This is a genomic window from Labrys sp. WJW (genome assembly GCF_001676615.1).
Lineage (GTDB): Bacteria > Pseudomonadota > Alphaproteobacteria > Rhizobiales > Labraceae > Labrys > Labrys sedimenti.
Genome location: NZ_LYXZ01000006.1, coordinates 168,835 through 181,596, shown reverse-complemented (window position 1 = coordinate 181,596; position 12,762 = coordinate 168,835). Strand labels below are relative to the sequence as shown.

The following is a 12,762-nucleotide window of genomic DNA, read 5'->3' as shown; positions in this document are numbered from 1 at the left end:
GCCTGTCGTTGCCGTCCGATGTGGAGAAGCTAATTCGTCAGTCCGGCGGCGAGAAGCGGCCCGGCATGGAGAGATTATCCATTCACATGGACAATCTCGGGCACCTAGTCGCCACGCCTGGCGTCGACGTGCTCGAACACTTGCTGGGCCCAGTCCGCGAATGCCCGCAATCGAGGATTGGGAAATCTGTCCGCGGGATAGACGAGGTGCAGGGCGTGGTTCTCCGGCTTCCAGGCGGGAAGGAATTCGACCAGCGAGCCGTGCTCAATATGCGGTCTTGCAAGGAAACCGAAGCTCTGCCCGATCCCCAGGCCGGCAAGCAGCGAACCGAGATGTGCGGTGCTTTCATTGACCGAGAGACCGCTCGCCGTCGGCATGAACTCTATTCGTTCGTCAAACCGCTGGAAGCGCAAGGGAAATCGTTTTCCAGACGATGCCGAAAAATAGCTGACGACCCGGTGCCTGCGGATATCGTCGGGGTGAGCGGGCGGCTCCCGACCTTCGAGATAGGTGGGCGCTGCGCAGAGGACGTAATCGAGCTCGCACAGCTTCCTTGCCTTCATCGAAGAATCGACGAGGGCACCGCCACGGATGACGCAGTCTATTCCTTCGCCTATGAGGTCAGCGGAGCGGTCGCTGACGCCCAGAAGAAGGTCGATGTCCGGATATTGGCGTTGAAAGTCCGAGAGGCAGGGGATCAGTATCCTGTTCGCCAGAACCGACCCGATGTCCACGCGGAGCCTGCCCCTCGGAGTGCTGCGAGAGCCGGCGACGGTGCCGTCCATATCGTCGAGATCGGCCAGAAGGCGCAACGCGCGCTCATGATAGGCGGCGCCCTCGGTGGTCATTGTCACAGAGCGCGTCGTTCGCTCGACAAGCTTCGTCCCGAGATGCGCCTCGAGATCTTGCACCAGCTTGCTGACGGAGGAACGGGGCAGGCTCATTGCGTCCGCGGCCTTGGCGAAGGACCGGGCTTCGGCGACGCGAACGAAGGTGCGTATGGCGAGTATCTGATCCAAATGAGGCCTGCCTGGTCGGAGCGCTGGGATGACTATACCCGGCTCGTTCGGCGTTTCCATTGCTGATCGGTACAAGTGTCTTGCCGTGTGCAACGGCCACAGAAGCCACGAAGCGCTATCGATTTCGCAGTCGATAATCACGTTTTGTTCTCATTTTGCTTGGCGGTGCCGCGCTTCCCCGCTATCGTCGGCGGGGTTGATGGGGAAACGAGAACGAGATGGTATCGCGCGTCGCGACGGTGGCATTCGAGGGCGTGGAAGCGCGCCAGGTCGACGTGCAGGTCCAGATCATGACGGGTTCGGTGGTGTTCACCATCGTCGGCCTGCCCGACAAGGCGGTTTCGGAGGCGCGCGAAAGGGTGCGTGCCGCCCTGACCGCCGCCGGCCTGGCCCTGCCGGCCAAGCGCATCACCGTCAATCTCGCCCCGGCCGACTTGCCCAAGGAAGGCTCGCATTTCGACCTGCCGATCGCGCTCGGTGTGATGGCTGCCATCGGCGCCATTCCGCATGACGCCCTGGAAGGCTATTGCGTGCTGGGCGAGCTCGGCCTCGACGGCACCATCACCAAGGTCGCCGGCGTGCTGCCATCGGCCGTTGCCGCCAATGGCCGAGGGCTCGGCTTGATCTGCCCGGCCGCCTGCGGGCCGGAAGCGGCCTGGGCCGGCCCCGACATGGACATTCTCGCCCCGCGCTCGCTGATCCAGCTCGTCAATCACTTCAAGGGCACGCAACTGCTTTCCCGCCCACAGCCGCGCATTGCCGCCGCGCCGGCCGCCCTGCCTGACCTCAGGGACATCAAGGGCCAGGAGACCGCCAAGCGCGCCTTGGAGGTGGCCGCCGCCGGCGCGCATAATCTCCTGATGATCGGGCCCGCCGGCTCCGGCAAATCGATGCTGGCGGCGCGGCTGCCCTCGATCCTGCCGCCGCTCGTGCCGGCTGAGCTCCTGGAAATCTCGATGATCCATTCGGTGGCGGGCCACCTCGCCGGCGGCGAGCTCACCAGCCGGCGCCCCTTCCGCGCGCCCCATCATTCAGCCTCGATGGCGGCGCTGATCGGCGGCGGCATCCATGCCCGGCCCGGTGAAGTCTCGCTCTCCCATCATGGCGTGCTTTTTCTCGACGAGATGCCGGAATTCGCGCCGCAGACCCTCGATGCCCTGCGCCAGCCGCTGGAATCGGGCGAGGCGGTGATCGCCAGGGCCAATGCCCGCGTCACCTATCCCGCGCGAATCCAGCTCGTCGCGGCGATGAACCCCTGCCGCTGCGGCAAGGCCAATGATCCCGGCTTCGCCTGCCGGCGCGGGCCGGTGGAGCGCTGCGCCGCCGACTACCAGGCCCGGATCTCCGGCCCGCTGCTCGACCGCATCGACATCGTCGTCGAGGTGCCTGCCGTCTCGGCCGCCGATCTCATCCTGCCGCCGCCCGCCGAGGGTTCGGCCGAGGTGGCGGCCCGGGTGGCCGAGGCCCGCGACCGCGCCGCCCGGCGCTATCGCACGCTCGGCCTGCCCGACGGCTCCACCAATGCCAGCGTGCCGGTCAATGTGGTCGAGGAGGTCGCCCGCCCCGATGCGGCGGCCACCAAGCTCCTGCGCGACGCCTCGGAAGCCATGCGCCTGTCCGCCCGCGGCTTCCACCGCGTGCTCAGGGTTTCGCGCACCCTGGCCGATCTCGACGGCGAGGCCGATGTCGGCCGCATCCACATCGCCGAGGCCCTGAGCTACCGGGCGCGGACGGACAGGGCGACGGTGCTGGCATAGGTTCGACCTCCCCTGCACAGCATCCATGGCATGGACGGACTGGCGACGCGGCCGCCAAGCCGCTATCTGCAGACACCACCCAGCCGATGTTCACCCGAGACATGTCATGCGCATTCCCGTCCTTCTCGCCTCCCTTGCCTTGCTCGCCGGCACCACCGCTTCCCTGGCCGCTCCCCGCCCCCGCTGCGCCGATGCCGCGGTGAAGCAGGCCACCAAGCTGCTGGCTTTCCATTCCGACAATGACGACCGCGCCCGCGTCGATGCCGATAGCGTCAAGGCGATCGGTACCGTCGGCGCCTTGGTCGGCAAGGGGCGTTTCGATGTGATCGAGGTCGAGGGCTCGATCTACAAGGGCGAGTATCGCATGCGCCTGATCTACGCCCAGATCCCGGGCGACTGCGTGCTGATGGGCCAGGAGATCCTCGAACGCAGCGATCCCTATTGACCGCTGCGGGTTTGCCAGCCTCGGCCGAGGCCGTAAGTTATTGTGGCCGCATCGTTCTCGCGAAACCGGCGTCCACTTTTCGGCTCGATGCTTTAGACTGGGTTGCCAGCCGCAGCAGCGATCGAGGTGATTCATGACGGGCAGCCAGGCAGCCGGACGCCTTTTTGCGGCGCTGATCGCCGTCACGGCCTGGCTCGCCGTCGTTCTGCGTGCCTGGATCGTAACGTCCTTCGTGATGGCACAGGGTCGGACGGCGCTCGACGGCCTCGTCACCGTGTTCAGCTATTTCACACTGCAGGCCAATGTGATCCTGGCCATCGTCGCCACCGCCTGCGCCCTGCGCGGAGAGGCCGATGGATTCCTGACCCGGCCCTCGACCCGGGCGGCCGTCACCGTCTACATCGTCATCGTCGGCGTGATCTATGCCGTGCTTCTCGCCGGATTGCGACAGCTGACGGGCCTCGCCGTCCCCGTCGACATCGCCCTGCACCGGGTGGTGCCGGTGCTCTTCGCGCTCTATTGGCTCTTCTTCGTGCCGAAGGGCCATCTCACCTGGCGCGATCCGCTGGGCTGGCTCGCCTTTCCGGCGCTCTATGTCGTCTATTCGCTGATCTATGGTGCGCTGACGGGGCGTTATCTCTACCCCTTCTCCAACGTGCCGGTGCTCGGTTATCCCCGCGCCCTCGCCAATGCCGCCCTCATCCTTCTGGCCTTCTACGGCCTTGGCCTCGCGCTGGTAGCACTCGATCGCGCACTCGCCGGCTCCGCCATCCGGGCCCGGCAATGACGTTTGACGGTATCATGATGACGGATCCATTGCTAAGCTGCCGATCGCAGCCACAGCGAGGTACGTCGTGACAGGCAATCCGGGGCTCGGGCGCCTCTTCGCAGCGGTGATCGCGCTCATCGCGGGCGGCGCCGTGCTGTTGCAGGTGCTGCTGGGCATCGAGACCGTGCAGGCGCGGGGAGGCAGCGCGCTCGAGGGCGTCATCCTCGTCTTCAGCTACTTCACCGTGCTCACCAACACGCTGGTGGCGATCGTGTCCGGGGCCAGCGCCCTTCTCGGAGAACGCGACGGCTTGCTGACCCGGCCGGGAACCCGGGCAGCCGTGGCCATCTATATCTTCGTGGTCGGCGTGATCTTCGCAGCCCTTCTCACCGGGCTGCGCGAGACTCATGGCCTGGATCGCCTGGCCGACGACACCCTGCATCGCGTCGTGCCGGTCTTGTTCGTGCTCTATTGGCTCCTCTTCGTGCCCAAGGGCCAGTTGCGCTGGCGCGATCCCGTGACATGGCTGCTCTATCCCCTGCTTTATGTCGCCTATTCGCTGCTCTACGGCGCCCTGACCGGCCGCTACCTCTATCCCTTCGGCGACGTCACGGTTCTCGGCTATGGCGGCGCCCTCGCCAATGGCCTCGTCATCCTGGCAGGCTTCTTTGTGCTGGGACTGATCGTGGTGGCGATCGACCGGGCCACGGCGCCGGCTGGGACTGCCTGATCAGGTAACTCGATACTGCGGCTTGTTGTCACAAATCCGTGCGAAAACTGTGATGATGCTGCTCCGATGGGGATTCGGGCAGGGGCTGAAGATGCCGACGACGACGCCGAAAGGCTTGTTTGCAATGATCAATCCGCGCGGCTGGGGCAGCAAGCTGCCGGCCGGCATCGTGCCCTTGGCGCCGCGCCGCCGGCTCAAGCCCGCCTTGCGCCAGCGCCGCATCGAGAATATCGGTCTGCCGATGACTCTCGGACGCATCGGCTCCCTGGAAGTGCGGTTGGCTGAGACCGCAAGGGACGTGAAGAAGGCGCAAAAGCTGCGCTATCAGGTGTTCTACGAGGAGATGGCCGCCATCCCGGACGCGCTGTCCCTGATCTCCAGGCGTGACCGCGACGATTACGACACGCTCTGCGACCACTTGCTGGTGATCGACCATGACGCTCCCACCAAGCTGGGCAAGCCGGGCGGCCGTGTGGTCGGCACCTATCGCCTGCTGCGCCAGGACGTGGCCGAGCGCCATGGCGGCTTCTATTCAGCCGGCGAATACGCCATCGAGCCGCTGATAGCGGCCCATCCCGGCCGCCGCTTCCTCGAGCTCGGCCGTTCCTGCGTGCTGCCGGCCTATCGCAACAAGCGCACGGTGGAACTGCTCTGGCACGGCATCTGGACCTATGTGCTGCATCACAAGATCGATGTGATGCTGGGCTGCGCCAGCCTGGAGGGCACCGACCCGAGCCGCCTTGCCTTGCCGCTCGCCTTCCTGCACCACCATGCTGCCGCCGAGGGCGAATGGCGCGTCAAGGCCGTGCCGGAGCGCTATGTCTCGATGAACCGCATCGCCAAGGAAGGCATCGACGTCAAGCAGGCGCTGCATGCCCTGCCGCCCTTGATCAAGGGCTATCTGCGCCTCGGCGCCACTTTCGGCGACGGCGCAGTGGTCGACCACCAGTTCGGCACCACCGACGTGCTGGTGGTCCTGCCGGTCGAGAAGATCAGCGCCCGCTATGTCGGCCATTTCGGCGCCGGCGCGGAACGCCACGCGGCGTAGCGGTGTGCCGGTCTTCAGACCGGCATGTCTAAGACGACCGTAGGGGGGTCAATGCCGGCCTCGCAGCATCGGCATGCCGATGCTGCTGAGAAGACCGGCACACCCTCAGGCGGCCAGGCCGCGCTTCTTCAGCAAGGCCTCGGGCTTGGGATCATGGCCGCGGAAGTCGCGATAGGCCTGTGCCGCGTCCTGGCGATTGCCGGCGGCATAGACGAACTCTCTGAGCTTGCGGGCCGTCTCGCCGTCGAAGATATCGCCCGCTTCGACGAAGGCATCGAAGCCGTCGGCATCGAGCACTTCCGACCACAGATAGGAATAATAGGCCGACGAATAGCCCTCGCCCGAGAAGACATGCTGGAAATGCGGCGGGCGGTGACGCATCACCATGGCCCGGGGCATGTCGATCTCGCCGAGCACCTTGGCCTCGAAGGCACCGACATCGAAGGCCTCGGCCTTATCAAGCAGATGCATTTCGAGATCGACCAAAGCGGAGGAGACATATTCCACCGTGGCAAAGCCCTGGTTGAAAGTGCGGCTGGCCAGCAGGCGATCGAGCAGGGCCTTCGGCATTGGCTCGCCTGTCTTGTAGTGCACGGCATAGCGTTGCAGCACTTCGGGCTGTTCGAGCCAGTGCTCGTAGAGCTGCGAGGGGAATTCGACGAAGTCGCGCGCCACGCCGGTACCCGAGAGCAGGGGATAGGTGACGTCCGACAACAGGCCGTGCAGGCCATGACCGAACTCGTGGAACAAAGTGCGAGCGTCGTCGAAGGACAACAGGGTCGGCTCGCCCTCCGCGCCGCGGGCGAAATTCATCACATTGACGATGATCGGGCTGATGGCGCCGTTCAGCCGCTCCTGGCTGCGGAAGGCGCTCATCCAGGCGCCGCTGCGCTTGGAGGGCCGGGCGAAATAGTCGCCATAGAACAGGCCGATGCTGGCGCCGGCCGCATCCGTCGCCTCGAAGGCCCTGACGTCGGGATGATAGACCGGCACGTCCTTGCGCTCGGTGAAGGTGATGCCGAACAGGCGCCGGGCCGTGTCGAAGGCCGCCTCGATGATCTTGTCGAGCTGCAGATAGGGCTTGAGCTCGGCCTCGTCGAGATCGAATTCCTGGCGGCGCTTCTTCTCGGCATAGTAGCGCCAGTCCCAGGCCTGCAGCGCGATATTGTCGCCTTCACCGGCCGCCAGCGCCTCCAGGCCCGCGCGTTCGCGTTCGGCCTGGCCGCGGGCCGGCAGCCACACCGAGCGCAGGAGATCGAGCGCCGCCTCGGGCGTGCGAGCCATCGAATCGTCGAGCCGGTAATGGGCGAAGGTCTGGTAGCCCAGGAGCCTGGCGCGCTCGGCCCTCAGCGCCACCATCTCGGCGATCAAGGCGCGATTGTCCGTCTCGCCGCCGCCCTCGCCGCGGGCCAGCCAGGCCTTGAAGGCCGTCTCGCGCAGGTCGCGGCGGGCGGAGAATTGCAGGAAGGGCTCGATCAGGGAACGCGAGAGCGTGACGACATGGCCGCTCTCGCCGCGATCTCCGGCGGCGCCGGCGCTGGCAGAGCGCAGGAAATCAGGCAGGCCGGCGAGATCGGCCTCGCCGTCGAGCTTCATCGACCAGGCCTTCTCGTCCTTCAGCACGTTCTGCCCGAACTGGGTGCCCAGGCTGGCAAGGCGTTCGGAAATCGCTGATAGCCGCTGCTTGACCGCCTCCGGCTTGCCGGCTCCGGCCCGGCGGAAGGCGGTGTGATAGCGATCGAGCACCCGGGCCTGCTCCGGCGACAGACCGAGTTCGGCACGGCGGGCGAAGACGGCGTCGACGCGCCGGAACAAAGCGTCGTTCAGATAAATCGCGGTGTGATGACGCGAGAGCACCGGCGCCATCTCGCGCTCGATCGCCTGCAATTCGTCGTTGGTGTCGGAGCCCGCCAGGTTGAAGAACACCGAGGCGACCTGGTCGAGCGCCCGGCCCGATCGTTCCAGCGCCGCCACCGTATTGTCGAAGCTCGGCTCGGCGGCGTTGCCCGCGATCCTGTCGATCTCGCCCCTGTTCTCGGACAGCGCCACCTCGAAGGCCGGGCGATAATGCTCGGCGCGGATCTCGGCGAAAGGCGGTGCGTCGAAGGGAGCGGACGAGCGAGCGAGCAGGGGATTGGTATCAGCGGACATGCAGGAGCCTCGATTCGGATACGGCCTTATAGCAGCCGACCTTCCGTCTCCTGAAATATGCATTATCTTTTGATTTTGGAGGGCACCATGGCCGATGAAAACGACCCGGCGACGCCAGCCGATTCCAAGCTCACCCGCACCAAGCAGCTCTGGGCCCAGGCCGGCAAGTTCCTCACCGGCCGGGCTTCCCGGCCCGAGAGCGACCGCCTGCCGCCGGGCCAGCATCTCGTCAAGGACTGGCCGGTGCTCGATCTCGGCCTGCAGCCCAACATCGGCAAGGCGCACTGGCAGCTCGATGTGTTCGGGGCGGTCGAGAATCCGGTCGTCTGGGATTTCGCGGCCTTTTCGGCCCAGCCCCAGGTGACACAGGTCTGCGACATCCACTGCGTCACCACCTGGTCGCGCTACGACAACCATTTCGAGGGCCTGCCCACGTTGGCTCTCGCCGAGATCGTGCGCCCCAGGCCGGAGGCGAGCCATGTCGTGCTGCATTCGGCCGATGGCTACACCACCAACCTCTCCCTGCAGGATTTCCTGGGCGAGGACGTGCTGATCGCCCATGCCTGGGAAGGCAAGCCGCTGACCTCAGACCATGGCGGCCCGGTGCGGCTGGTGGTGCCCCGGCTCTACTTCTGGAAGAGCGCCAAATGGCTGACCCGCATCGAGTTCGCCAGTCGCGACAAGCCAGGCTTCTGGGAAGTGCGCGGCTATCACAATCGCGGCGATCCCTGGCGGGAAGAGCGCTACAGCGAGTGAGGGCGCTGCCTATTCCTGGGATCGCCACCCTTCCAGCCAGCCCTTCAATCACGGCGCACTTGGTTTCCAAGCGCCAGTTAGAAAGCCGGTAATCCCAGAACAAAGCTAACTGCGCTACCCGTCCACCTTGAGCGCGGCGATGAAGGCTTCCTGCGGGATGTCGACGCTGCCGAACTGGCGCATCTTCTTCTTGCCTTCCTTCTGCTTCTCCAGAAGCTTGCGCTTGCGCGAGATGTCGCCGCCATAGCATTTGGCGGTGACGTCCTTGCGCAGGGCGCGGATGGTCTCGCGGGCGATGATCTTGGCGCCGATGGCGGCCTGGATCGGGATGACGAACATGTGCTGCGGGATGAGATCCTTCAGCTTCTCGCACATGGCACGGCCGCGGCTCTCGGCACGATCACGATGCACCAGCATCGAAAGCGCGTCCACCGGCTCGGCATTGACCAGGATCTGCATCTTGACCAGATCCCCTTCCTTGTAGTCGGTCAGATGATAGTCGAAGGACGCATAGCCCTTCGATACCGACTTCAGGCGGTCATAGAAGTCGAACACCACCTCGTTGAGCGGCAAATCATACTGCACCATGGCGCGCTTGCCGACATAATTGAGGTCGACCTGCACGCCGCGACGGTCCTGGCAGAGCTTGAGGATCGAGCCGAGATAATCGTCCGGCGTCAGGATGGTGGCGCGGATCCACGGTTCCTCGATCGAGGTGATCTTCACCACATCCGGCATGTCGACCGGGTTGTGCAGCTCGACATGGCTGCCATCGGTCATGTTGATCTTGTAGATGACGGAGGGCGCCGTCGCGATCAGGTCGAGGTTGAACTCGCGCTCCAGACGCTCCTGGATGATTTCCAGGTGCAGCAGGCCGAGGAAGCCGCAGCGGAAGCCGAAGCCGAGCGCCGCCGAGGATTCCATTTCGAAGGAGAACGAGGCGTCGTTGAGGCGAAGCCGCCCCATGGCGGCGCGCAGATCCTCGAACTGCGCCGCATCCATCGGGAACAGGCCGCAGAACACCACGGGCTGCGCCGGTTTGAAGCCCGGCAGCGGTACGATGTTGGTGTTCTTGCGATCATCGGTGATGGTGTCGCCGACACGGGTATCGGCAACTTCCTTGATCGCGGCGGTGATGAAGCCGATCTCGCCCGGCCCAAGCTCGGCGATGGCCTGCATCTTCGGCCTGAAGACGCCGAGGCGATCGACCTCATACTGCGCATTGGTGCCGATCATCTTGACGCGCTGGCCCTTCTTGAGCGTGCCGTCGAAGATGCGTACCAGCACGACCACGCCGAGATAGGCATCGTACCAAGAATCCACCAAGAGCGCCTTGAGCGGGGCGTTGCGGTCACCCTTGGGCGCCGGCAGACGAGTGACGATGGCTTCCAGCACCAGGTCGATGTTGAGGCCGGTCTTGGCCGAGATCGGTACGGCCTCGGAGGCATCGATGCCGATCACGTCCTCGATCTGCTGCTTGATGCGGTCGGGTTCGGCCGCCGGCAGGTCGATCTTGTTGAGCACCGGCACCAGCTCGTGATTGGCGTCGATGGCGTGATAGACATTGGCGAGCGTCTGGGCCTCGACGCCCTGGGAGGCATCGACCACCAGGAGCGAGCCTTCGCAGGCCGCGAGCGAACGCGAGACCTCATAGGCGAAGTCGACATGGCCGGGCGTGTCCATCAAATTGAGGACATAGTCCTTGCCGTCCTGGGCGCGATAGTTCAGGCGCACGGTCTGCGCCTTGATGGTGATGCCGCGCTCACGCTCGATATCCATGGAATCGAGCACCTGCTCGACCATTTCGCGGTCGGTCAGCGTGCCCGTGGCCTGGATCAGACGATCGGCAAGGGTGGACTTGCCGTGGTCGATATGGGCCACGATGGAGAAATTCCGGATATTTTCGATCAGTTCTTCGCTCATCCGCGCGCAATAGCAGGAAGGGATTGCAACGCCAAGGGCAAATGGGGATTCCGGGCCGCCGCAGGCCCCGGTTTACGGGGCCTGCCGGCTCTCCGTCTAGAACGGACCGTGCGAAGCGATGTTGCGAATGACCTCGTCCAGCACGCCGATCCTTTCGCCATAGACCTTGTCGAGGCAGGCGGTGTCGGCGCCGCAAGCCTCGCGCGTCTTGATCCAGGCCTGCTGGGCCTCGCCGATATTGCCGCGCTGGCCCATCGCCACCAGCGACATCGAGACGCCGTACAGCGTCGCCATGCGGGCTTCGGCCTGGCCGAGGGCGTAACTGTCGCAGACGGCCTTTTCGGCCGGCGAGGCCGCCTTGGCGCAATCGAGCGGTGCATACTCGCCAGCCTGCGCGGCGGAGGAGGACAGCAGGGCTGCAGCGGCGATGATGACAAATCTGCCTTTCAAGGGTCATCCTTTCCGGATTGGATGGCGAGGAGGCTCCGGCCGAAAGCCGGCCATCTCGTCCACTGGACCAAAACTATAGGGAAACGCACATGCTGCTGAAAGGATCCTGCCATTGCCGCGCCGTGACATTCAGCGTCGAGGCAATGAGCCCCGCCCCCTTTATGCATTGCCACTGCTCGATCTGCCGCAAGACGGCGGGATCGGGCGGCTATGCCATCAATCTCGGCGCCCACGCCGACAGCCTGAAGGTGGAGGGGCGCGAGCATCTGCGCGTCTATCACGCCGTGTTGCGCGAAGAGGGACAGCCCGACCAGCGCTCGCCCGCCGGGCGGCATTTCTGCGGGGAGTGCGGCAGCGCGCTCTGGCTGTGGGATCCGCGCTGGCCGGAGCTCATCCATCCCCATGCCTCGGCGATCGACACGCCCTTGCCGAAGCCGCCGGAAATCGTGGAGATGATGCTGGCCGATGCCCCCGGCTGGGTCGATGTACCTGACGGTCCGGGCCATCTGCATTTCGACACCTATCCCGAGGAATCGCTGGAGGACTGGCACCGGCGCCACGGCCTGTTGAGCGAATGAAGCAGGCAGGCTGGACAGCGCCGCATGCCTGCGCAAGGGTGCTTGCTGTTTGCAATTGGTCCGGATGTGGTAAACCGACGCCTCGAGCAAAGTACGATTTCCTTGAATCGCACTTTCTCTCTATCTCTTTGTTTTGACGCGTTTTCTTAACCGAAAAGTCTACCAGACTTTCTGGAAAACGCTTTAGAGCAAAGCGCGTTTAGACGGAAACGCCTGTTTGCTCCGGTTCTTTGGTTGGACGTGTCTTTGCGATTCTTGGCGATTCCGCCAAATCGCAAAACGCTCCGGGACCTTCGGATTGCATCGGGACGGAAAGGGACGGCGATGAGCACGCAAGACGATGATCTCAGCCATTTCCACGCCTATGGCGCACCACCGCTGCCGCCGGCCGATGTGGAGGGCTGGCTGGAGCATGACGGCGCCCGCATCTGGCACGCGTCCTATGGCGACGGGCCGCCGGTGGTCCTGCTGCATGGCGGCCTCGGCCATGCCGGCAACTGGGGCTACCAATTGCAGGATCTGCGGGCCGCCGGCTATCGCGTGGTGCTGGTCGACAGCCGCGGCCATGGCCGCAGCACGCGGGACGACCGGCCCTATTCCTATGAACTGATGGCCTCGGACGTGCGGGCGGTGATGGATCGGCTCGGTCTCGACAAGGCCCGCTTCGTCGGCTGGAGCGACGGCGCCTGTGTTGCCCTGGTACTGGCCTCCGAGCACCCGGAACGCGCGGCAGGCGTGTTTTTCTTCGCCTGCAACATGGATCCCAGCGGCACCAAGGCGATGGAGCCCAGCCCGGCGCTCGATCGCTGCTTTGCCCGGCACCGCCAGGACTATGCCTCGCTCTCAGCCACGCCCGATGGATTCGAGCCTTTCGTCGCCGCCGTCAGCGAGATGATGCGCACCCAGCCCAATTACAGCGCGAGCGACCTAGGCGCGATCGATGTGCCGGTCGAAATCGTGCTGGGCGAGCATGACGAGTTCATCCGCCCCGACCATGCCGCCTATCTCGCCCGCACCATTCCCGGTGCGAGGCTGACCATTCTGCCGGGCGTGAGCCACTTCGCACCGCTGCAGCGGCCGGCGCTCTTCAACCGGGCGGTGCTCGACTTTCTTGGAAAGCTGCCGTCCTGATCGGG

At 65.0% G+C, this 12,762-nt stretch carries 12 protein-coding genes; 8 read left to right on the top strand and 4 right to left on the bottom strand.

Going from position 1 to position 12,762, the window contains the following annotated elements:
- Positions 1–104: 104 nt before the first annotated feature.
- On the bottom strand, positions 105–1,019 hold the full coding sequence (locus BA190_RS05240) for a LysR family transcriptional regulator (RefSeq protein WP_068283628.1): 915 nt from the start codon (positions 1,017–1,019) through the stop codon (positions 105–107).
- Between the two features lie 218 nt (positions 1,020–1,237).
- Between BA190_RS05240 and BA190_RS05235 the strand changes: the two genes are divergently transcribed.
- From BA190_RS05235 to BA190_RS05215, 5 genes are all read left to right on the top strand, one after another.
- Complete coding sequence (locus tag BA190_RS05235) at positions 1,238–2,776, top strand: YifB family Mg chelatase-like AAA ATPase (protein ID WP_068283625.1); 1,539 nt, start codon at positions 1,238–1,240, stop codon at positions 2,774–2,776.
- Positions 2,777–2,882: 106 nt separating this feature from the next.
- Positions 2,883–3,221 carry a hypothetical protein gene (locus tag BA190_RS05230; protein WP_068283622.1) on the top strand — a complete coding sequence of 113 codons (339 nt, stop codon included), beginning with the start codon at positions 2,883–2,885 and terminating at the stop codon, positions 3,219–3,221.
- A gap of 133 nt (positions 3,222–3,354) precedes the next feature.
- On the top strand, positions 3,355–4,008 hold the full coding sequence (locus BA190_RS05225) for a Pr6Pr family membrane protein (protein ID WP_068283619.1): 654 nt from the start codon (positions 3,355–3,357) through the stop codon (positions 4,006–4,008).
- A gap of 67 nt (positions 4,009–4,075) precedes the next feature.
- Complete coding sequence (locus BA190_RS05220) at positions 4,076–4,720, top strand: Pr6Pr family membrane protein (RefSeq protein WP_068283616.1); 645 nt, start codon at positions 4,076–4,078, stop codon at positions 4,718–4,720.
- A gap of 124 nt (positions 4,721–4,844) precedes the next feature.
- The gene (locus tag BA190_RS05215) at positions 4,845–5,768 is read left to right on the top strand and encodes a GNAT family N-acetyltransferase (RefSeq protein WP_371260291.1); all 924 of its coding nucleotides are present in this window, start codon (positions 4,845–4,847) and stop codon (positions 5,766–5,768) included.
- A gap of 105 nt (positions 5,769–5,873) precedes the next feature.
- On the opposite strand, the gene BA190_RS05210 is transcribed toward BA190_RS05215, so the two are convergent.
- On the bottom strand, positions 5,874–7,919 hold the full coding sequence (locus tag BA190_RS05210; protein ID WP_068283609.1) for a M3 family metallopeptidase: 2,046 nt from the start codon (positions 7,917–7,919) through the stop codon (positions 5,874–5,876).
- Positions 7,920–8,006: 87 nt separating this feature from the next.
- Here BA190_RS05210 and BA190_RS05205 point away from each other — a divergent pair, with 87 nt between their 5' ends.
- A complete protein-coding gene (locus BA190_RS05205; RefSeq protein ID WP_068283909.1) occupies positions 8,007–8,675 on the top strand; it encodes a sulfite oxidase-like oxidoreductase in 669 nt (222 codons plus the stop codon).
- A gap of 114 nt (positions 8,676–8,789) precedes the next feature.
- On the opposite strand, the gene lepA is transcribed toward BA190_RS05205, so the two are convergent.
- On the bottom strand, positions 8,790–10,598 hold the full coding sequence (gene lepA, locus BA190_RS05200; protein ID WP_068283605.1) for a translation elongation factor 4: 1,809 nt from the start codon (positions 10,596–10,598) through the stop codon (positions 8,790–8,792).
- A gap of 96 nt (positions 10,599–10,694) precedes the next feature.
- A complete protein-coding gene (locus BA190_RS05195; protein WP_068283602.1) occupies positions 10,695–11,048 on the bottom strand; it encodes a lysozyme inhibitor LprI family protein in 354 nt (117 codons plus the stop codon).
- An 89-nt stretch (positions 11,049–11,137) separates the two neighbouring features.
- Here BA190_RS05195 and BA190_RS05190 point away from each other — a divergent pair, with 89 nt between their 5' ends.
- Together BA190_RS05190 and BA190_RS05185 are read left to right on the top strand one after the other, a co-directional pair.
- Complete coding sequence (locus BA190_RS05190) at positions 11,138–11,626, top strand: GFA family protein (protein ID WP_068283598.1); 489 nt, start codon at positions 11,138–11,140, stop codon at positions 11,624–11,626.
- Positions 11,627–11,950: 324 nt separating this feature from the next.
- On the top strand, positions 11,951–12,757 hold the full coding sequence (locus BA190_RS05185) for an alpha/beta fold hydrolase (RefSeq protein ID WP_068283595.1): 807 nt from the start codon (positions 11,951–11,953) through the stop codon (positions 12,755–12,757).
- Positions 12,758–12,762 lie beyond the last annotated feature (5 nt).